Origin of the sequence: Helicobacter sp. 11-8110 (genome assembly GCF_003288905.1) — a bacterium.
Classification (GTDB): domain Bacteria; phylum Campylobacterota; class Campylobacteria; order Campylobacterales; family Helicobacteraceae; genus Helicobacter_D; species Helicobacter_D colisuis.
The window spans coordinates 27,008-46,325 of record NZ_NHYL01000005.1 but is presented as its reverse complement, the minus strand read 5'-3'; the positions used below and the strand labels follow the sequence as shown (position 1 = coordinate 46,325).

Sequence of the window (19,318 nt, the reverse complement as noted above, 5' to 3'; positions counted from 1 at the left end):
ACAAAACTTAATTAAAACTCTTGTAATTAGTAAGGATTAAATCATGATGATGATTAAAATTTTTAGATTCAAGAGAGATTTTTTGTTTAATTTCTGTTTTTACTCATACCTTGTTGATATAAAACCTTAATGTAGCCTTTTATGCTAAGAATAAATATATTTTTTAAATTGACATTTTTATCATTTTTTTCAAAGATTATTTTCATAGCAATTCCTTTAAAATGTTTTATGGAATTCTTACAAAAAAGTATGAAGAAATTTTACTAAAAAATGTTAAGTTTTAATGAATTTTTTTAAGCTTGTAAGGCAGAACCTTACTTAGCGAATGGCTCTAATGGCATTTAGTAAAGCTAAAAGCGCAACTCCCACATCGCCAAAAAGGGCTATCCATAGGTTTGTTGCTCCAAAGGCACCAAGAATCATAATTCCTATTTTAACACCCAAAGCCAAGAAAATATTTTGCCACAAGATTTGCCTTGTTTTTTTGGCAATTTGCAAGACTTTTGGAATTTTTCTTAAGTCATCATTCATAATAACAATATCTGCTCCCTCTAGCGCGACATCACTTCCTGTTTTTCCCATTGCAATACCAATATCACAAAGTGCAAGAGAAGGTGCATCGTTGATTCCATCTCCTACAAAAATCACTTTTTTATTTTTTTGATTTTGGGTTTGGAGGATCGTTTTTAGATGATTGACTTTGTCATTTGGCAAAAGTGAGGCAAAAAAGTGCTTGATTCCTAGACTTTGAGCGACTTCTTGAACGACACTTTCCTTATCACCACTTAGGATATAAATTTCTTCTAAATGCTCTCTTTTTAGCTTCTCTATAGCTTCTTTAGCTTCATTTTTTATGGCATCTTCTAAGATAATATCTCCAATGGTTTCTCCATCATAGGCAATGAAAATTTGGCATTTTAAACTAGAATCTTTTGGGAGATTTTGTTTTGTTAGGGATTGAATAAAACGAGCATTCCCCAAAGCAATGGCTTTATTTTCAAACATCGCACTCACTCCGCCTCCAGAGCTTTCTTTGAGGTTACTAAGTTTTTTTAAATCTTCTTGTAAGTTTATTTCATTGTTGCAGTTCATAATGGCTTTTGCAATGGGGTGGTTAGAGTGAGATTCGAGCAATTGAGCAATTTTTAATATAAATTTTTCATCATAATTTTTATAAGAATTAATTTTTTTAATGATTAATTTGCCCTTTGTTAGAGTTCCTGTTTTGTCAAAAATAATGGCATTAGCATCTTTTAGGGCTTCAATATAGCTAGAGCCTTTGATTAAAATTCCTTCTTTTGAAGCTTTTCCAAGTGAAGCAAAAAAGGTTAGTGGAATAGAGATTACCAAAGCGCAAGGACAAGAGACGACTAAAAAGATAATTCCACGATAAAGCCAAATTTTAAGTGCTTCTATTAATTCCATTTGACCAAAAGCCCAAAAATAAAGCGTAGGGAAAAGAATAATGCCAAAGGCTAAAAGCGTTACAATGGGGGTGTAGTAACGCGCAAATTTTGTGATAAACTCTTCACTTCTGCTTTTTTGCGCACTACCTTCCTCGATAAGCTTGATAATTTTGCTAAAGGTTGAATTTTCATAGCTTTTAGTGGCTTTTAAATGTAAAATAGAATCAAGATTAATGCTACCAGAAAAAAGAGAATCTCCCACTTTTACATTTTGTGGCAGGGATTCTCCATTAAGTGCAGAGTTATCAATACTACCCTCGCCTTTTATAATGATTCCATCAGCAGGGATTCTTTCCCCAGCAAAAATTATTAAAATATCGCCTTCTTGAATATTTTTTGGATCAATATTTTCAATTTTTTCATTTTTAAATAAATGGGCTTGTTCTATTTTTATAGAGGCGAGGGTGCGAATAGATTTTTTAGATTTTTCAATAACCAAATCCTCTAAAGCTTCTCCAATGCGATAAAAAAGTAAGATTGCTACGGCTTCAGCTCCCTGAGAGATAGCCCAAGCACCAATGCTTGCAAGTGCCATAAGGCTATTTTCGTTAAAAAATTCGCGTTTATAAAACCCAATCAATGCCTTTTTTAAAATTTCATAGCCTAAAGCAAAATAGCAGAAAAGATAAAAACTATAAAGTATGGGGGCATTAAGATGAAAATTAAAGATTCCAAAATCTCCACTAAGTGCAATAAGATAAAGGATAATGCTAAAATAAAAAAGACTTTGGGCTAGTTTATTTTGAAAATCACTCTTTGTATGAATTGTATTTTGGGTATTTGTGCAAGTGTTGCAGCAATTTGCCATTGTTTTCTCCTTATATTACATTTCTTGAATATGCTCTAAACCTTGTTCAAAGATTTTTTCAATATGGTCATCATCAAGTTCATAAAACACTTCTTTGCCAATTTTTTTATACCGCACAAGTCTTGCTTGGCGTAGGATTCTAAGTTGGTGAGAAACAGCGGAGGGAGAGAGGTTTAAAAGTTCTGAAATTTCTCCCACACAAAGTTTTTCTTGCTGAAGTAAAGAAAGGATGCGAATGCGCGAAGAATCACCAAAAATTTTAAAAAATTCTGCTAACTCATAAAGCAATTCTTCTTTGGGGAGTTTTTTTAAAATATTTAAAAGTCGTTCTGAATCAAGCTCTTGCATCTATTTCCCTTAATATTGTTTAAAATATAAAATTAATAAAAGTATGAATATATGAATATTTATTCATATATAGAAATATAACTTTTTATTCTTTATAAAAAAATTAAAACATAAAGATATTAAGCTTAAAACGATACAATTTTGTGCGTAAATTTTAGGCAACAAAGATGATTCGATAAAATTGGGTTTTTTAGAGAAAAGGATTATTATGTTATTTACTCAAGAAGAATTAGAAAGATACAATCGTAATATTTTATTAAGTGGAGTTGGGGAAGAAGGGCAACAAAAGCTAAAAAACGCTAAAGTGCTTGTAGTAGGTGCTGGTGGGCTTGGTTCTCCAGTTTTATTTTATTTAGCTGCTGCTGGGATTGGCGAGATTGGAATCTGCGATGGCGATAATGTGGATTTGAGCAATCTTCAAAGACAAATTTTGCACACAACAAAGGATTTAGAAAAAAACAAAGCACTCTCAGCTAAAGAAAAGCTAGAATCACTCAATCCCAAAATTAAAATTAACATTTACAAAGAGCGGTTAAATGTGAGTAATATTTTAGGGATTATTAAGGATTATGATCTTGTCATAGAGGCTACAGATGCCTTTGCTTCAAAGTTTTTGCTTAATGATGCTTGTGTGCTTGGGGGCAAGATTCTAGTTAGAGCGAGTGCCTTGCATTTTTGCGGACAGGCAATGAGTATAAAGCCAAAGGAAAGTGCTTGTTATGCGTGTTTATTTGATTCTCCACCACAAGGAGAAGTTCCAATAGGCGCAAGTGTAGGAATCTTGGGTGCAGTTGCTGGGCTTTTTGGCTGTATTGAAGCCAATGAAGCGATAAAAATCATTACAGGAGTTGGTAAGCCACTTTTTGATCAATTTTTAACTTGTGATGTGCGGGATATGGAATTTCGTAAAATTAACATTAAGCGCAACTTAAAATGTCGCGTATGTGGTGAAAATGGTATAAAAAGTTTAGATTTAGATAGGTATCAATGAAGTCTATTTTTCAAAGAAAAGTTGTAAATTGCCTTGATAGGAGCGATGAAGTAGATTGTGGCAGTGTGGGCAGAGATTAAGAGGCTTTTGATTAAAGATTTTAGTTTGAATTTTGTGAGAGTAAATACCTAAAAAAAACTGCATATCAGTGCGGATAATAGCTAGAAAATCAGCATTTTTGTAGTTTTTTAGGCTTTCACCACAGGCGCTTAGATGCACGAGTGGTTCTCCTTGAGTGCGAAAAAGTGATTCTTGAATCTTGGCTTGGTAGAGCATCACTTTTGTGGTGGTTTGATTGGGAAGTGGTAAATAGATTCCATTTTCATCTAATGTCAAATCAGCAAGATTTGCAGCAATCCCACTTGTTTGGAGAATTTTTAGTATTTCACTAGTAAGATTAATCTGCTTTGTATGGCAGGATTCTATGGTTTTTTGAAAAAACAAAACCTAAGCCTTCATTGTCGCTTTTTCAATCAAATCACAAATAATATGAGCCATTAAAAGATGCATTTCTTGAATCCTTGGTGTATCATCACTAGGAGAAAGAAGCAAGAGATCGCACCATTTTTTCATTTCTCCGCCATCTTTGCCACTAAATCCTAGAATCTTACATTCCATTTCTTTGGCGCATCGCATAGCGTTTAAAACATTGGTGCTATTACCACTTGTAGAGATTCCCCATAGCAAGTCACCTTTTTTAGCAAGTGCTTCAAATTGCCTAGAAAAAACAAAATCATAACCATAGTCATTTCCAATAGCAGTTAAAGCACTTGTGTCTGTTGTTAGGGCTATGGCACTTAAGCCTTTTCGCTCTCTTTTGTAGCGTCCTGTAAGTTCAGCTGCAATATGTTGAGAATCAGCTGCACTTCCACCATTACCACAAATGAGAATCTTGCCTCCATTTTGAAGTGTTGTAATAGCAAGGTTAGCAGCTTCTTGAATAGAATCAACAAGACTTGACATTTTTTGAGTGGTTTGCAAGTGAGATTGGATTTCATTTAAAATATGTGCTTGCATTTTTATTCCTTTTTGATTTTTTTTATTGTTGCACTAGTGCTTTTGCCTTCTATAAATTCAATTAAACGCACTTCTTTAACAAGGTCGCTTCCAACTATTTTTTTATTGGCATAATCTGCGCCTTTAACTAAAATATCAGGTTTAATTTGGCTAATGAGATTAAGCGGTGTATCTTCATCAAAGATAATAACAAAATCTACACATTCTAATGCACACAGCAGTGCGGCTCTATCCTCTTGAGAGTTGATTGGGCGCTCATCACCTTTAAGCCGCTTGATAGAAGAATCGCTATTTAATCCAATAATAAGCAAATCTCCTAATTCACGAGCTTTATTGAGATAGCTAATGTGTCCAAAATGCAAAATATCAAAACAGCCATTGGTAAAAATAGTTTTAAAATCTTGCGACTTTAAGGTTTGTAAAAAGTCCAAAAATAAGGCAAAATCATTAGATTTTATAAATTTAGAGTCAAGAGCCATTGGCTTTTGTTTTTGTGAGATTCTCTGCAAATGTGGCAAAAATTTGGAATCAGCAAGATTAGTATTAAGAATCTTTGGAATTTCTTTGGAGAGAGAATCTAAGAGATGATTGTCTCTAAGGTAATTTAAAATTTCTTGCTTATTAGCCGTTGCTGATCCGACTTTGCCTACCACCACAGCTGCTGCGGCATTAGCAAAGTGAAGACTAGAGAGAATATCTTCTTCTTTTGCAAGCATAAAAGCTAAAGCTGCAATAACGGTGTCTCCAGCGCCCGTTACATCAAAAACTTCTTTGGCAATAGTTGGGATTTTGTGTAATCCGTCTTTTAAGATACCAATTCCATCTTCACTTAAGGTGATGAGTGAATATTCAAGATGGCAAATCTCTTTGAGCTTTTGGAGAGCTAGGAGCAGTGAAGAATCATCTTTTATTTGGATTCCTGTAGCCTCAGTGGCTTCTTTTTTGTTTGGGGTTAGCAGAGTAGCACCTTGATATTTGGAGTAATCTTTACCCTTTGGATCAATGAGAATCTTAAGTTTAGAATCACAAGCAAGTTGAATGAGACTTTGAGTGAGATTTTGACTTAAAACACCTTTTTGATAATCAGATAAAACGATACAATGAATTCTGGAATGCTTGATTAATTTTTTGGCAGATTCTAAAATAAATTGTTCTGCTTCTTTGTCAATTAGGCTTTTATCTTCTCTATCTACACGCACAACTTGTTGATGTGAAGCGATGATGCGGGATTTTTGCGTGGTGGGTCGATTCTTGCTAAAGTGGATTCCTTGAGTGTTGATATGAAGTGATTCTAGCTTGTTTTTGAGATCCTCACCTGCCTTATCAACACCTGCCATTCCACAGATAAACACATTGCAATCTAGGGCGATGAGGTTGTTTGCGACATTACAAGCGCCTCCTAGGTTGAGTGTTTCTTTGGCAACTTCAATCACCTGCACGGGAGCTTCTGGGGAGATTCTTTCGCATTTGCCCCAAATATAATGATCTAAAATCAAATCCCCAATGACTAAAATATTGGGTTTCAATTAATAGCCTTTAGCGTGAATAGCTTTGATTTGATCAAGATAGTTTTTGATACCAATTTCTAAAGAGAATCTAGGCTCATAACCTAAAAATTCTTTTGTTAGCACGATATTAGCCTCAGTGTGTGTTTGAAAAAAAGAATAAGGATTGTCAAAATATTCTACTTCAAATTCCCCTAGCTCTTTTTTCAAACAAGCCACAATATCATTATAGCTTCTTGATTTTCCACTGCCTACATTATAAACGCCACTTTTTTTAGCATTGATAGCTTTTACATTGGCTTGAATAACATCTTGAATATAAACAAAATCACGTTTTTGCTCTCCCATCTTGAAGAGTCTTACTTTTTTGTTTTGGAGTGCTTGTAAGCCAAGTTGCAGAATCATTGAAGCTGTTTTGCCTTTGTAAAATTCATTTTCGCCATAGACATTAAAATATCGTAATCCAACGATATGCAAACTAGGATTTTCTTGTAAATATTTGGAAGCTAGATGATCCATCATTAATTTAGAAAATCCATAAGCATTCTCTGGAATCTCGCCACTACCAATGCTATTTGGTGCAGGAGTGTTGCCATAAACTCCTGCGCTTGAAGCATAAATCATTTTTGCTCCGCTTCTTATGCTCAAATCTAGTAAATCTTTAAAGGCATTAAGGTTGCTGCGCAAAATAAGCTCTTGATTAAGCACGGTAGTATCTGAAATGGCTGCTTGATGAAAGATATAATCAAAATTCATATTTTCTAATCTTTGCAAATCGGCTTTGTTGTTTATATCTCCTGCGATGACCTCACCCTTAAATTCTAAAAGATTCTTAAAATGTCCTAGCGATTTTGGATTTCCATTTTCAAAAGCTTCCCCATTTCTAAAACAATCAAAAACTACCACTTGAGACTTGGGGTGATATTTTTGAAAATAAAGCGCGAGATTAGATCCAATAAATCCAGCGCCACCTGTGATTAAAATGCGTTTTCCTGCAAGGGTGTCATCAATGTATTGCATTTAGATTCCTTGTGATAATTTATAAATGCTACATTATAACAAAATACCTTTAAAAGATTTGTTTGGTTTAGGGAGTTTATGCTATTATTTTGCAAAGATTATTTTAATGCAAGATAACGATAATGAAAGACTTGATAATTTCTGAAATTGATTCTTTGCCACCCTTGCCTCAGACAATATCGGAGTTACAAAAAGCTTGTTTGCGAGAAGATGTTAGCATAAGAGAGATAGCAAGTATTATTGAAAGCGATCCTCTTTTGACTGCTAATATTATTAAAACTGCAAATTCTCCGTTATTTGGTTATTCAAGAACCATTAATTCAGTCTCACAAGCGGTGATGCTTTTTGGTGTTTATACGGCTAAGGGACTAGCAATTGCAAGCGCAATAAAGTCACAATTAGAGATGGATTTAAGTCCTTATGGATTGAGTGTAGCTGATTTTATAAAAGCTTCTAACTTAAAGGGAATATTTTTGGCAAAATGGCATCAATCTAAAAATCCCATATTGCATTCCTTAATTTCTTGTGCGCTGATTATCCATGTTGGAATGGTTATTTTAGCTAATGTTTTAAGAAGCACAAATAAAGAAAAAGACTTTGAAAAAAAGCTTAAGAGTATGTCCCTTATTGAAGCAGAAAGATCGGTTTTGCAGATGGATCAAATTGAAATTTTAGAAATGCTTTTTGAGCATTGGCATTTTGAAGAAACAATGGTGCAAATTGTGCATTATTTGGGCAAACCAGAGTTGCCAAAAGAATTAGAATGTTATATTTATCCCTTGCGTGTGGTAAATTTTTTAATTAATCCTTATAGCATTGCAAGCAAGGAACAGATTCAAGAGGCACTTAAGTATGTTTCTCTTTATGGTTTAGATGAAGAGGGTTTTAAAAGGGCTTTGTTGGAAATGGGGTTTGTAGAAAATTTGAGTGAGATTGAATGACTGAATTTGTCCGACTTATAGAAGTAGGAATCCCACTAAATTTGGAGATAGCACCTGAATTTAAAAAAATAATAAGCCTATTGCAACAATATGGGGCAATAGAGAAAAAACAAGCGCGTTATTTTTTGGGTAAAAAATTCCAAATTGGTAGATTTGAACCCACTAAAAAAGGATATGGCTTTGTGTGTAGCCTTTTTAATTCTCACCAAAAAGATTGGCTTATAGAGAAGAATCACACACAAAGAGCACAAAAAGGCGATATTGTCCTTGCAAAAAATATTACTAAGGCTAGATTGGGCAAGACTAAAGCCAAAATTTTACAAGTTTTGCAACATAGAACACAAAATATAGTGTGCTATTTGGAAAAATACAAACTTGATTGTATTGCGATTTCTATCCCTAATGAAGTAGCATATAAAATCAAAGCTTCTCAAAAATCCCTAAAGGCACTCCCCAGTCAAACTATTTTGAAATTAAATCCACAAAATGGAGAGGTTTTGGAGATTTTAGGCACTTTGGATGATCCCAAAATTGATGAGATTATTGCCCTTAATCTCTACAACAAACGAGAAGCCTTTAGTCTCCAAGCCGAACTCCAAGCGCAAAGCTTTAAAGAAGTGCAAATTAGCCACTTTAAAGAGCGTGAGAATCTTACACATTTGCCTTTTTGTGCGATCGATCCAGTTGGCGCTAAGGATCACGACGATGCAATTTTTTATGATCAAGATAATGCGATGCTTTATGTCGGGATTGCGGATGTTAGCCATTATGTAACGCCTAATTCCCCTTTAGATGGGGAAGCAAAAAGTCGTGGATTTAGTATTTATTTTCCACATAAATCTATCCCAATGTTACCGCGCACTTTGAGTGAAAATCTTTGTTCCCTAAAAGAGGGCAAAAATCGCTTAGCAATGGTATGGAAGATTCGGCTTCATAAACGCACTAAGGTGGTATTAAATAGTGAGCTTTTTGCAGCAATTATCAAAGTCAAGCAAAAATTAAATTATGAAGAAGTGGATGCCTTTTTTGAAACTCAAAAAAGCGCTACTATTAAAAAGCCTTTGCAAACAATGCTTTTATCCTTGAAAGAATTAACTCAAAAATTGCGCAAGAATCGTTTGAAATATGGGTTTGATTTCACAGGAGATGGGGTGGAGCTAGAGCTAGATAAAAATTTAGAACTTAGGGCGCTGTCTTTTGAATCTCAAACACTTTCTCATCAATTAATTGAAGAGTGTATGTTGCTTGCTAATGTGGAGAGCGCTAAGCTATTAGAGCAAAAAAATGCTCAAAATGACAATCATTTAAAGCTAGGAATCTATCGAATCCATCCTCAACCTAAAATGGAAAAATTAAATGAGTTATTTGGAGAATTGCGGCTTTTAGGAATTTGGAGAGACAAGGCAATCCCTAAAACAAAAATGGCTTTGCATAAGGCGATTTTGGAGATTCAAAGCATTGCTAAAAGAGCAAAAATACAAAGGGAAGTGGATAAGCTTATTGTTAAATCTATGCAACAAGCTAGTTATGCTAGTCATAATGTAGGGCATTTTGGGTTAGGATTTGAGGCTTATAGCCATTTTACTTCTCCGATTCGAAGATATAGCGATTTGATTTTGCACCGAATCTTAAAAGACAAAGTTGCACTCAATGAAAATAAGCAATACAAAGATTCTTTGCCTATTTTATGCGATCAATTAAGTTTGCAAGAGCGTGAAGTGGCACAAATAGAGCTGGATTTTCAAGATAGAAAATTTGCGCGTTATCTCTCCAAGTATTTGGGACAAATCTATGATGGTATCATTGTGAGTGAAAAATCACCTTTGATTGTAGCTTTGAGCGATTTTCCTTTAATGGGTGCTAGGGTGATAACTCTAAATGGTCAAGGCGTGAAATACCAAAAAGCACGGATTCAGATTTTGGAAGTGAATCTTGCCACGGCAAAGGTTTATGGTAGAATGGTAAAGGTTTTCTCCGAGGGATTTGGGGGTGAAAATTTAAGGATTTCAGAATACATTTCCCAAAAGCGACAAAAACAAGCCATGAAAAATAAAGAATTAGCTAGAAGAGAAGCTTTGAGAATTGCCAAGAAAAATAAGCAAAGAAAACAAAATAAAATCCCAAGAAAAAGAAAGAAAAACAGATAATGTATAAAAGAGAACTTGATTCTAAACTTGCAAGTAATACCGAGATTCGTGCGATTTTACTCTATGGTGAAGATTCATTTTTGGTTGGGTATTATGGAGAGAAAATAGCCCAAGAGATTCTCAAAAAAGATTGTGAAAAAAATAGCTTTTATTTTAGTGAATTTGATTTTAATAGTGCTATGGCTTGTTTTTCTCAAGGCTCTCTTTTTGGAGGGGAATCGCTTGTTTGGATTAAAGCAGACAAAAAGATTCCCAAAAAACAGCTTGATTTGCTTATTGCAGCTTTGGAAAAAAATGGCAGTGGCTATTTAATTTTAGAGTTTTATCAAGCAGAAAATAAAAGTGCTGCGGAGTATTCACTAGATTGCAAGGCATTAGCAGGAAGTTTTAAGGGCAAGAATATTTATGAAGTGCGATTTTTTAACCTTAGTGCAGGTGAAGCCTTTGGGATTTTGCGCGAATATGCCAATGGCTTTGAGTTGAAAATTTCGGATTTTTCTTTGAGAAAGATTTTGGAGCAGCAAAATTATGATTTGGGGCTTAGTGTTGCAGAATTGAGAAAATACACCATTTTTGATTCAGAGATTAATGCAGAAAATATTGAGAATCTAGGTTATAGCTTGGGCAGTGTTGATTATGAAGAAATTTTGGAATTGATTTTTGATAGGAAACCTTATAATAATCTATTAGAAAAGTTTTTGGAGCAGGGATTTGAAGAGATTCCGCTCATTGCAGAAATACAGAAATATTTCTTTCAACTTTTTTTATTTTCAAGTCATATTAAGCTTTATGGAAATGCAACTTCTGAAGAGGTTTTGGGCTATAAACTTCCTGTAAATCTACTAGAAAAGAAAAAAAGAAGAGCCATACAAATAGGACAAGAAAAATTTTTGAAGATATTTTGCGTATTGAATAGGTGGCATGAGGATTCAATAAGGGGAATTACAAAAGGGAATGGATTTTTACGCGCTTTAATTAAAATTCAAGCTATTTTAGAATAAAATTTTAGGCTTTACATTTTACTTGTAAAAAATCCTTGCTCTTTTTAGCAAAAAGGGCAGAATCCATAAGGAGAAAAAATGCGTTTTTATGAAACTATGTTTGTGGTAAAACCCACTTTGACACAAGAAGAAATCACACAAAAAATCGATTTTTATAAAGCAGCGATTCTTAACAATGGCGGAGAAATTAGCGCGACATTGGATATGGGAATGCGAAATCTTGCTTATGAAATCAAGAAAAATAAACGAGGATATTACTTTGTAATTTATTTCAAAGCTGAGCCAAAACTCGTTTTAGAATTAGAGCGTTTGTATCGCATTAATGAAGACATTTTGCGTTTTATCGTGATTAAATACGATAGCAAAAAAGAACAAAAAGCATGGGAAGTCTTGGTAGATAGAGCTATTCACAATAAAAAAGCGACACCATTAAAAGAAGCGCGTGAAGCTAAGGAAACAGCTCCAAAAGAAGAAGCAAAGAGTGAGGAAGCTTCTCAAGAATCTTAAGGAATTGCAATGTTTAATAAAGTCATTTTAGTAGGAAATCTTACGCGTGATGTAGAGTTGCGTTATCTGCCAAGTGGTGCAGCATTAGCAAGGTTGGGTTTGGCAACAAACCGCCGATACAAAAAGCAAGATGGCACTCAAGCAGAGGAGGTTTGTTATATTGATGCAAATCTCTTTGGTAGGACAGCTGAAGTGGCTAATCAATACCTTAAGAAAGGATCTCAAGTTCTCATTGAAGGTCGTTTGGTGCTTGAGAGTTGGACTGATAATACAGGCACAAAGCGCAGTAAGCATTCTATTGCCGCAGAAAATATGCAAATGCTAGGGCAAAGACAAAATGCTAATGAGAATGTTGGCTATGGAGAGAGTGGGTATGCTAGTGGTTATGAGCAACAAGAAGTTTATCAAAAACCATCGCCACAAGTTCAAAGACCACAAAAAGAGCCCGATCTCCCAGTGATTGATATTAATGACGATGAAATACCATTTTAAAAGGATAAATTATGGCAGAGAAAAAGAGATACTCTAAAAGATACTGCAGATATACTGAATCAAAAATTGAATTTATTGACTACAAAGATATTGATATGCTTAAGCATTCTTTATCAGAGCGCTACAAAATTATGCCACGCCGTTTAACTGGAAACTCTAAAAAATGGCAAGAGCGCGTAGAAGTTGCTATCAAAAGAGCAAGACAAATGGCGCTTATTCCTTACATTGTAGATAGAAAAAGAGTGGTTGAAAACCCTTTTAAAATTTGAAGCAATCTTTTGGATTCCACCTTGGAATCCTTGCTTAATCTTAGCAAATTTTATAGGTTTTTGGGTGTTTGCGAGTGTTTGTCTAAATGCTTTGAATACTGATTAATTGCGTTGCAAAAATAGATTTTTAAGAATTATTTTTAGGATTGTTATTTTAATTTAGCTAGAATCTTGATTCTTAAAAATATGAGTTTGCAATAAAATGATGTAAGTCTTTTACTATCAATTTGATAATATTAAATGCCTAGACTTTGTGTGTTTGAGAAATTAAGTTTGGAGTTTGGCAGATGTTTAAAAAAACAATGTCTTTTTCAGTTATATTGGTATCAGTGGTGATTTTTACTGCATTGATTGTGGCTTCAAATTATCTCGTGCAATTCCCTGTCAATAACTTTTTTACTTATGGCGCTATAACTTATCCTTTTACTTTTTTGTTGGCAGATATTTTAGCAGAAAGATACCATAGAGATGAGGTTTTAAAGGTGGTTAGAATCGGTATTTTTTGTGCCTTTATCCCTTCAATGTTTTTGGCCGAATTCCGGATTGCCCTTGCAAGTGTGAGTGCTTTTTTCTTTTCGCAACAAGCAGATGTTTATATCTTTTATTGGTTAAAATCAAAGTTTCCTCGTTTGTGGTGGCTAAGGAGTGTCGGAAGCACTGCATTCTCGCAGTTTGTTGATACGATGATTTTTTTTCACATTGCCTTTTTATTTGTTATGCCTTGGCAAAATGTCCTTATGCTAGTCTTTGGAGATTATTTGATTAAATTCTGCCTTGGGCTTTTAAATACACCATTTTTCTATCTCTTTGCCATTAGATTGCAAAAGTTCCTAGGGGTATTTAGATGAAACAAAAGGTCGTGTTTTTTGATCGAGATGATGTCGTGAATCTTGAAGATGCTCCTTATGGCTATGAGATTGAAAAGTTTTATTTCGCTCCCTTTTTTATGGAGCTTTTTTTGGAGTTAAAAAAACAAGATTCCTTGTGTTTTTTGGTAACTAATCAATCAGGTATTCATCGTGGAATATTCACGCAAAAAGACTTTGAAACTTTAAGTGCTTTTATGCAAAACTGCATTGTTTCTTGCCTTATGATTCCACTGCGTCAAAGCGGTTTTGTGCCTAAAAATATTGGTTTTGATGGCATTTATTTTTGTCCGCATACCAAGGAAGAAAATTGTTTTTGTCGCAAGCCTAAGCCTCAAATGTTGCTTCAAGCTTGTGCGGATTTTGGATTGGATTTATCGCAATATGATAGCTATATTTTGGGTGACAAAGATACGGATATGATAGCAGGGCTTGAAGCTGGAGTGCAAACGCGAATTTTGGTTGGGGAAAACCAAGCTTTACACGCGACACATAGGGTTTCAAATCTTAAAGAAGCTTTGAAACTATTTCAAGCAATCAATAAACATAATTAAATAACTATGCTCTACAATTTAAGCATTTTTAAAACAAAAATTGCCAAGAAGAGTTGATTAAAGATTCCTTTTAGTAGCTTTTTTATATACTTTAAAGTTTAATTTTAAACATTAAAGGAGATAATATGGCTGTTAAGATTACTGATATTTGTATCGCCTGTGGTGCTTGTATTGATGAATGTCCAGTAGAAGCAATTGTAGATGATGATGATAGCCCAAATAACGATGGTTGCTATTTTGTTTATAATGATAAATGTGTAGAGTGTGTAGGACACAATGATGAGCCTGCTTGTGCTTCTGCCTGTCCAACAGAAGGCTGTATCGTTTGGGATGCAGTGGTAGATTCTCAACCACACAGAGATGATATTGGTGAGGATAAAAGAACTGCCCATATCCCAGTAGTGGAATAACTAGCCCTTGGCTAGTGCCACTCTCTTTTTATTTGATTCTTTTTAGTTTTTGAACTCTTTTTTGATGAGTGTTTTTTAAGCTTATTTTTATTCTTTGGTTTTGATAGTGCGTATTTTATCAAGCCATTCTTTTAGTGTTTTCTCAAAGCCTTTGGGTTGCCATTTAACAAACTCTAAATTTTTAAGTAGGTATTTTTGTTTCACCCAGCCCCCAAAATTATGCGGATACAAATAATTTTTGTGTAATTGTTGTATATGTTCTGGAATAGGCTCATTGGGGTTTTTGCGGACATATTCTAAGGCAGCATTAATGGCTTCATAAGAAGTGTTGGATTTGGGTGAAGCACAGAGATAAATTACGCATTGACTTAAAATGATTCTTGCTTCTGGATAACCAATCTTGGCAACGCTTTGCAAGGTTGAATTGGCAAGATTTAAGGCATTTGGGTTAGCATTGCCAATATCTTCACTGGCTAAAATTACAAGTCGTCTTGCGATAAATTCAGGATTTTCACCCCCTTCAATTAGTCTTGCTAGGTAATAAATAGCAGCATTTTCATCACTTCCGCGAATGCTTTTTATCATAGCTGAAATAAGATTGTAATGTGTATCAGAATCGCTAGTGCTACTATTTAGTGAATGAGGACGAATGGATTTTAAAAGCTCAAGAGTGAGTGGCATTTTAGTGCATAAGGCACAATCAAGTAGATTTAGCATTGCCCTTGCATCGCCACCACTAGTGCCAATTAAAAAGTCTTTAATAGAATCTTCTAGGAAGTATTCTTCTAGAATCTGCGCTAATTCTTCTTTACTTAGGCGATAAAATTCAAACACAAAAGATCGTGATCGAATCGCATTAATCAGCGAAAAAAAGGGATTTTCCATAGAAGCCCCTAAGATTAAAGCTTGGTGATTTTCCATAATGGGCAAAAGCAGTTCTTGTTGGGCTTTGTTTAATCTATGGACTTCGTCAATAAAAATAAGAGGTTTTTGCAGAGTATTTTGGTGCTGTTTTAGAATATTACGCAAATCTTCACTTTTAAAACTTGTGGCATTAAGACTATAAAAGGGATAATCAAGTTCATTGGCAATCAGTCTTGCAGCAGTTGTTTTGCCACTTCCTGGGGGACCAAAAAAGAAGCTGTGTGGAATCTCGCCACTTTTTAATAATCGCATAAAAGGAGAGTTTTCTCCAAAAATATGCTTTTGTCCAATAAATTGTTGGAAGTTTTTAGGTCTTTTATTGTATGCTAACTCTTTCATTATCTTCTCTTTAAGGCTTTATGATGGCAAGATTTGCACCTATTATTTTAGCATTATTTGCAGCTTTTATGGTTTTGTTTATGATGTATGGAGTAGGAAATCCAGTTTTTTGAGTTTTTGGCACCTTTATAAGGTGTTGAATGAATTAAAAAGAATCATATAAGCCCTTGAGATTGTGATTGGTGGTGATTTTGTGGGTAAGATTAATGGGCTTGATTGTGAGCACATTTTCAAGTTTTAAGGGTGGAGTGGATTCTAGTTTGGTAAAGATTATGGAATCCCGTGTGTGTTTTTGGGTAAGTTTGAAAGGTTTGAATCCTGCTAAAAAGGCACTATAAAGCATAGCCGAGTTTTGACTATAAGTTGTTAGAATACAATCTTTTTGGGTGAGCAAAAAAAGAGTTTTAAAATATTCATAAGTCCATAAAAGAGGATTTTTAACGGGACTAAAAGCATCTTGGAAGACTATATCAAAAAAAGATTTTTGAAAGCTTTTTAAAATCTCTCTTGCATCGCCTAAATGCAAAAAAACTTCCAAATTTTTACTTTTATAAAAATGGTTTTGTGTGAGGCTATTAAGAATCTCTAAGTCAAGCTCTTGTGGATAAGTAAGGCTTGAGAGTGATTTTAATAGGCAAGAATCCATTTCAGGGGAGTGGATTTCTAGGGATTGGATACCATAGCTACTAGCATATTTTATTGCACAAAGCGTGTTGTAACCAAGTCCAAAGCAAATATCAAGGATTCTTAGTTTTTGTTTGTTTTTAAAATAGGCAAAACTAGGAAAAATATGCTTGTGTAAGGTTTCTTTTAAAGCACCATCTTTGGTAGAATGATAGTGTTCTTGGAAGGTTTGATTAAAAAGCGTAAAGCTTTTGTCACTAGTTTGAATATTCATTTTGAAATCTTTAGTATAAATTAACACAGAATTTTATACAATTTTGTTATTTTTTGAAACTTTTCAAGCTTAAGGAATAAATGGTGGGATTTGTAGATTTTTTTAAAACTTTTAAAAAGGAAAATCAAGAAAGAGCAACACCTAAAGAAGCTCCAAGTCATTGGATAAAATGTCCTAGTTGTAATGCTTTGATGTATTATAAAGAAGTAATCGCACAATATTATACTTGCCCTAAATGCAATTTTCATATGCGTATTGGATTACAAGATAGAATTGCTTTGATGTGCGATGATGGAAGTTTTGTTGAATATGATAAAGATTTAGCCCCTACAGATCCTTTAGATTTTGTTGATAAAAAAAGCTATAAAAAGCGCATAGAAGAATACCAAAAAAAATGTGGTCGCCCTAGTTCAATTATCAGCGGTGAATGTAGAATTGAAGGGATACCTGCCCAGCTTGTTTTGTTTGATTTTAACTTTATGGGTGGTTCTTTGGCTTCTGTGGAGGGAGAAAAGATTGTTAGGGCTATTAATCGTAGCGTGGAAAAAAAGCAGGGGTTGATTATTGTTAGTGCAAGTGGTGGTGCAAGAATGCAAGAATCAACTTATTCTTTAATGCAAATGGCAAAGACTTCAGCGGCTTTAAATGTTTTAAGTGAGGCAAAATTGCCTTTTATCTCAATTTTGACAGATCCTACAATGGGTGGAGTTAGTGCGTCTTTTGCCTTTTTGGGCGATATTATTATGGCTGAACCAGGTGCGATGATCGGATTTGCAGGAGCTAGAGTGATTAAACAGACAATTGGTGCGGATTTGCCACAAGGATTCCAAACGGCAGAATTTTTGCTAGAGCATGGACTAATTGATATGATTGTTCAAAGAAGAGAAATGAAACAAAGTATTGCGCGAGTTTTGAGGTATCTTAACGCAAATGATTAAAGTTTTTGTGTATTATATAGCCAAAACTAAAGATTTAAGCGATAGTTTATGTGAAGAATTTATTGCTTTAAGCGCAGGGGTTGGCGTAAAAATGGAATTTATTAATTTGTTTTCAAAGTCTATCAAAGAAGGACAAAAGCAAGACGCAAAAGAAGCGCAAAAGTCTTACACTAAAGAGTTTCTCAAAGTTTCAAAGAATCAAGCCTACAAAATTGCACTTTCGCCTAATGGGAAAAGCGTTGATTCCATAGAGTTTGCCAAAAATCTTGAAAATAAAGGGGAGATTGCATTTTTTATCGGTGGCGCTTATGGATTAGAAGAGGCATTTTTAAATCAGTGCCAATGTGTGCTTTCGCTCTCGCCATTGACTTTTAGCCATAAGGTTGCAAAGGTTGTTTTAAGTGAGCAGGTTTTTAGAGCTTTTTGTTTAATAAATAATCACCCATATCACAAGTAAAATTGAAGTAAATTTGGAGGATTTAGTGCAGAAAATGGAGTTAGATGCTTTTAGAAAAATTTTAGAAGAAAAAAAGCAGGCGATTTTAGATAACAATTTTGTTCATCAAAAGAGTATGGAAAATTTACGCGGAGTTTCTTTGGATGAGGCAGATGAAGCAGCAATGAGTATGAAAAATACCCTAGATGGCTTGATATTTGAGCGCCACAACGAAGAGCTAGAATATATAGAGAGGGCATTAGAAAAGATAGAAGAAGGTGTATATGGGATTTGTGAAATGTGTGATGAACCCATTGGGATTCAAAGACTTAGGGCAAAGCCACATGCAAGGTATTGTATCGTGTGTCGTGAAATTATAGAAAAAGACTTAAAGGGTAAAAAATGAAATTTAAATATTATATTGGCGCTTTGTTTGTTTTTATTGTTTTGCTTGGATTGTATGTCTATACGCTAACTGGGGAAAGTTACACCTATCAAATACCTTTTAGTATTCATAGCATAGCACTTCCTGTTGCAGTTTGGATTATTATTCCCGTGGTGATATTTTTCATTGTGGTAGCATTTTTAGAAGTTGGCGGTGCTTATCGCATGTGGAGAAAAAGAACAAAGTATAAAAATGATTACAAGATTCTTTTGGCACAAATTGAAAATCAGCTTTTAAGCAGAGAGGTTCCTTTCAAACAGCCCACAATGAATCGTTATAAAAAACTTGCTATTTTGTTGAATAATCTAACTTTTGATATTAAAGAGGGTGCTCCTATTAAAAGCGGAGAGGTAAAGTTGGATGAAATTATTGAGACTTTGGGAGATTTAAAAAGGGGCGAATATGTTAATCTTAAGAAATTCTCTCCTGGGGAGAAATGCCCCTTTTTGAAGCAAAATATTCTTAATGAGATACGCAGTGATGAGAAATTTGCTATGGAAGTTTTAAGGAGACAAAGCTACAGCAATGAGTTTAAGCAAGAGGCTTTGAGAAAGCTTTTAGAGACAGGTGAATTTAAAGATGTTCGGAGATTTGTAGGGGAGGTAAAATTCAATAAAGATTTGGCAGGTGTTGTGCTTGGAATGTGTTATGCGCAAAAAATGAATTTCAGCGATGAGGAAGTTTCAAAGCTTTGTATAGATGTGGGTTATTCTAAAGAGGATTATTTGCATTTAGCACAAAAAATGAAAGAATGCTATGAACCTGCTAAATGGTTAGAACTATTTGAGTTTTTGGCTAACAAAGATGAAAATGCAGAATTGGCTTATTTTTATGTTTTATTAGAACTTGAAATGATTGATGAAGCCAAGGAGCGATTAAATTCTCATCCGCAAAATGAGCTTTTGAAGATTCGTGCTTATTTGGATTTGAAAGATTTGGGTAAAAAATATCCACTAGAGCTATTTTTGTTAGATAAGTAATGATTATAATGGGGAG

The 19,318-nt window shown here is 34.4% G+C and carries 22 protein-coding genes; 14 read left to right on the top strand and 8 right to left on the bottom strand.

What is annotated here, in order from left to right; all coding sequences use genetic code 11:
- Positions 1 to 318: 318 nt before the first annotated feature.
- The gene (locus CCY98_RS05715; protein ID WP_112057609.1) at positions 319 to 2,274 is read right to left on the bottom strand and encodes a heavy metal translocating P-type ATPase; all 1,956 of its coding nucleotides are present in this window, start codon (positions 2,272 to 2,274) and stop codon (positions 319 to 321) included.
- 15 nt (positions 2,275 to 2,289) lie between these two features.
- Positions 2,290 to 2,622: a metalloregulator ArsR/SmtB family transcription factor gene (locus CCY98_RS05710; RefSeq protein WP_112057608.1), complete on the bottom strand. Its 333-nt coding sequence runs from the start codon at positions 2,620 to 2,622 to the stop codon at positions 2,290 to 2,292.
- Positions 2,623 to 2,830: 208 nt separating this feature from the next.
- On the opposite strand from CCY98_RS05710, the gene CCY98_RS05705 reads away from it, so the two are divergent.
- Positions 2,831 to 3,613 carry a HesA/MoeB/ThiF family protein gene (locus tag CCY98_RS05705; RefSeq protein ID WP_112057607.1) on the top strand — a complete coding sequence of 261 codons (783 nt, stop codon included), beginning with the start codon at positions 2,831 to 2,833 and terminating at the stop codon, positions 3,611 to 3,613.
- Positions 3,614 to 3,616: 3 nt separating this feature from the next.
- Here the strand turns inward: CCY98_RS05705 and CCY98_RS05700 are convergent, their stop codons facing one another.
- The 4 genes from CCY98_RS05700 to rfaD are packed head-to-tail and all read right to left on the bottom strand — an operon-like array spanning position 3,617 to position 7,155.
- Entirely contained in the window at positions 3,617 to 4,057 is a 441-nt protein-coding gene (locus tag CCY98_RS05700) for a hypothetical protein (RefSeq protein WP_112057606.1), read from the bottom strand.
- 3 nt (positions 4,058 to 4,060) lie between these two features.
- Positions 4,061 to 4,630, bottom strand: a complete 570-nt coding sequence (gene gmhA / locus CCY98_RS05695; protein ID WP_112057605.1) for a D-sedoheptulose 7-phosphate isomerase — start codon at positions 4,628 to 4,630, stop codon at positions 4,061 to 4,063.
- Positions 4,631 to 4,632: 2 nt separating this feature from the next.
- A complete protein-coding gene (gene rfaE1, locus CCY98_RS05690) occupies positions 4,633 to 6,156 on the bottom strand; it encodes a D-glycero-beta-D-manno-heptose-7-phosphate kinase (RefSeq protein WP_112057604.1) in 1,524 nt (507 codons plus the stop codon).
- The gene (gene rfaD / locus CCY98_RS05685; protein ID WP_112057603.1) at positions 6,157 to 7,155 is read right to left on the bottom strand and encodes an ADP-glyceromanno-heptose 6-epimerase; all 999 of its coding nucleotides are present in this window, start codon (positions 7,153 to 7,155) and stop codon (positions 6,157 to 6,159) included. It lies immediately after the preceding gene.
- A 122-nt stretch (positions 7,156 to 7,277) separates the two neighbouring features.
- Here rfaD and CCY98_RS05680 point away from each other — a divergent pair, with 122 nt between their 5' ends.
- The 9 genes from CCY98_RS05680 (at position 7,278) to CCY98_RS05640 (ending at position 14,342) form a co-directional block, all read left to right on the top strand.
- The gene (locus tag CCY98_RS05680; RefSeq protein WP_112057602.1) at positions 7,278 to 8,096 is read left to right on the top strand and encodes an HDOD domain-containing protein; all 819 of its coding nucleotides are present in this window, start codon (positions 7,278 to 7,280) and stop codon (positions 8,094 to 8,096) included.
- Positions 8,093 to 10,243: a ribonuclease R family protein gene (locus tag CCY98_RS05675; protein WP_112057601.1), complete on the top strand. Its 2,151-nt coding sequence runs from the start codon at positions 8,093 to 8,095 to the stop codon at positions 10,241 to 10,243. Before CCY98_RS05680 ends, CCY98_RS05675 begins: the two co-directional genes overlap by 4 nt.
- Entirely contained in the window at positions 10,243 to 11,244 is a 1,002-nt protein-coding gene (locus CCY98_RS05670) for a DNA polymerase III subunit delta (RefSeq protein WP_112057600.1), read from the top strand. The genes CCY98_RS05675 and CCY98_RS05670 overlap by 1 nt, the downstream gene beginning before the upstream one ends.
- Before the next feature lie 78 nt (positions 11,245 to 11,322).
- On the top strand, positions 11,323 to 11,751 hold the full coding sequence (rpsF, locus tag CCY98_RS05665; protein WP_112057599.1) for a 30S ribosomal protein S6: 429 nt from the start codon (positions 11,323 to 11,325) through the stop codon (positions 11,749 to 11,751).
- Positions 11,752 to 11,760: 9 nt separating this feature from the next.
- Positions 11,761 to 12,243: a single-stranded DNA-binding protein gene (gene ssb / locus CCY98_RS05660; RefSeq protein WP_112057598.1), complete on the top strand. Its 483-nt coding sequence runs from the start codon at positions 11,761 to 11,763 to the stop codon at positions 12,241 to 12,243.
- A gap of 11 nt (positions 12,244 to 12,254) precedes the next feature.
- Positions 12,255 to 12,512: a 30S ribosomal protein S18 gene (gene rpsR / locus CCY98_RS05655; RefSeq protein WP_006656143.1), complete on the top strand. Its 258-nt coding sequence runs from the start codon at positions 12,255 to 12,257 to the stop codon at positions 12,510 to 12,512.
- A 287-nt stretch (positions 12,513 to 12,799) separates the two neighbouring features.
- Positions 12,800 to 13,360, top strand: a complete 561-nt coding sequence (locus CCY98_RS05650) for a queuosine precursor transporter (protein ID WP_258439251.1) — start codon at positions 12,800 to 12,802, stop codon at positions 13,358 to 13,360.
- Positions 13,357 to 13,932, top strand: coding sequence for an HAD-IIIA family hydrolase (locus tag CCY98_RS05645; protein WP_112057597.1), 576 nt, complete (start codon positions 13,357 to 13,359; stop codon positions 13,930 to 13,932). The genes CCY98_RS05650 and CCY98_RS05645 overlap by 4 nt, the downstream gene beginning before the upstream one ends.
- Positions 13,933 to 14,057: 125 nt before the next feature.
- Positions 14,058 to 14,342: a 4Fe-4S binding protein gene (locus CCY98_RS05640; RefSeq protein WP_112057596.1), complete on the top strand. Its 285-nt coding sequence runs from the start codon at positions 14,058 to 14,060 to the stop codon at positions 14,340 to 14,342.
- Between the two features lie 87 nt (positions 14,343 to 14,429).
- On the opposite strand, the gene CCY98_RS05635 is transcribed toward CCY98_RS05640, so the two are convergent.
- Positions 14,430 to 15,605: a replication-associated recombination protein A gene (locus CCY98_RS05635; protein WP_112057595.1), complete on the bottom strand. Its 1,176-nt coding sequence runs from the start codon at positions 15,603 to 15,605 to the stop codon at positions 14,430 to 14,432.
- A gap of 145 nt (positions 15,606 to 15,750) precedes the next feature.
- Complete coding sequence (locus tag CCY98_RS05630; protein ID WP_112057594.1) at positions 15,751 to 16,503, bottom strand: MnmC family methyltransferase; 753 nt, start codon at positions 16,501 to 16,503, stop codon at positions 15,751 to 15,753.
- 83 nt (positions 16,504 to 16,586) lie between these two features.
- Between CCY98_RS05630 and accD the strand changes: the two genes are divergently transcribed.
- The 4 genes from accD to CCY98_RS05610 are packed head-to-tail and all read left to right on the top strand — an operon-like array spanning position 16,587 to position 19,302.
- Complete coding sequence (gene accD / locus CCY98_RS05625) at positions 16,587 to 17,441, top strand: acetyl-CoA carboxylase, carboxyltransferase subunit beta (protein WP_181566553.1); 855 nt, start codon at positions 16,587 to 16,589, stop codon at positions 17,439 to 17,441.
- Positions 17,434 to 17,898, top strand: coding sequence for a 23S rRNA (pseudouridine(1915)-N(3))-methyltransferase RlmH (locus CCY98_RS05620; RefSeq protein ID WP_112057592.1), 465 nt, complete (start codon positions 17,434 to 17,436; stop codon positions 17,896 to 17,898). The genes accD and CCY98_RS05620 overlap by 8 nt, the downstream gene beginning before the upstream one ends.
- A 34-nt stretch (positions 17,899 to 17,932) precedes the next feature.
- A complete protein-coding gene (dksA, locus tag CCY98_RS05615) occupies positions 17,933 to 18,283 on the top strand; it encodes an RNA polymerase-binding protein DksA (RefSeq protein WP_112057591.1) in 351 nt (116 codons plus the stop codon).
- A complete protein-coding gene (locus CCY98_RS05610) occupies positions 18,280 to 19,302 on the top strand; it encodes a hypothetical protein (RefSeq protein ID WP_112057590.1) in 1,023 nt (340 codons plus the stop codon). Before dksA ends, CCY98_RS05610 begins: the two co-directional genes overlap by 4 nt.
- The last annotated feature ends 16 nt before the right edge of the window (positions 19,303 to 19,318 follow it).

Coding starts and splice junctions, on each gene's coding strand:
- CCY98_RS05675 (WP_112057601.1), top strand. CDS start 8,093: ATGACTGAATTTGTCCGACTTATAGAAGTAGGAATCCCACTAAATTTG.
- CCY98_RS05705 (WP_112057607.1), top strand. CDS start 2,831: ATGTTATTTACTCAAGAAGAATTAGAAAGATACAATCGTAATATTTTA.
- CCY98_RS05635 (WP_112057595.1), bottom strand. CDS start 15,605: ATGAAAGAGTTAGCATACAATAAAAGACCTAAAAACTTCCAACAATTT.
- CCY98_RS05645 (WP_112057597.1), top strand. CDS start 13,357: ATGAAACAAAAGGTCGTGTTTTTTGATCGAGATGATGTCGTGAATCTT.
- ssb (WP_112057598.1), top strand. CDS start 11,761: ATGTTTAATAAAGTCATTTTAGTAGGAAATCTTACGCGTGATGTAGAG.
- CCY98_RS05610 (WP_112057590.1), top strand. CDS start 18,280: ATGAAATTTAAATATTATATTGGCGCTTTGTTTGTTTTTATTGTTTTG.
- rfaD (WP_112057603.1), bottom strand. CDS start 7,155: ATGCAATACATTGATGACACCCTTGCAGGAAAACGCATTTTAATCACA.
- CCY98_RS05640 (WP_112057596.1), top strand. CDS start 14,058: ATGGCTGTTAAGATTACTGATATTTGTATCGCCTGTGGTGCTTGTATT.
- CCY98_RS05680 (WP_112057602.1), top strand. CDS start 7,278: ATGAAAGACTTGATAATTTCTGAAATTGATTCTTTGCCACCCTTGCCT.
- CCY98_RS05620 (WP_112057592.1), top strand. CDS start 17,434: ATGATTAAAGTTTTTGTGTATTATATAGCCAAAACTAAAGATTTAAGC.
- CCY98_RS05710 (WP_112057608.1), bottom strand. CDS start 2,622: ATGCAAGAGCTTGATTCAGAACGACTTTTAAATATTTTAAAAAAACTC.
- rpsF (WP_112057599.1), top strand. CDS start 11,323: ATGCGTTTTTATGAAACTATGTTTGTGGTAAAACCCACTTTGACACAA.
- CCY98_RS05715 (WP_112057609.1), bottom strand. CDS start 2,274: ATGGCAAATTGCTGCAACACTTGCACAAATACCCAAAATACAATTCAT.
- gmhA (WP_112057605.1), bottom strand. CDS start 4,630: ATGCAAGCACATATTTTAAATGAAATCCAATCTCACTTGCAAACCACT.
- CCY98_RS05650 (WP_258439251.1), top strand. CDS start 12,800: ATGTTTAAAAAAACAATGTCTTTTTCAGTTATATTGGTATCAGTGGTG.
- CCY98_RS05670 (WP_112057600.1), top strand. CDS start 10,243: ATGTATAAAAGAGAACTTGATTCTAAACTTGCAAGTAATACCGAGATT.
- dksA (WP_112057591.1), top strand. CDS start 17,933: ATGGAGTTAGATGCTTTTAGAAAAATTTTAGAAGAAAAAAAGCAGGCG.
- rpsR (WP_006656143.1), top strand. CDS start 12,255: ATGGCAGAGAAAAAGAGATACTCTAAAAGATACTGCAGATATACTGAA.
- CCY98_RS05630 (WP_112057594.1), bottom strand. CDS start 16,503: ATGAATATTCAAACTAGTGACAAAAGCTTTACGCTTTTTAATCAAACC.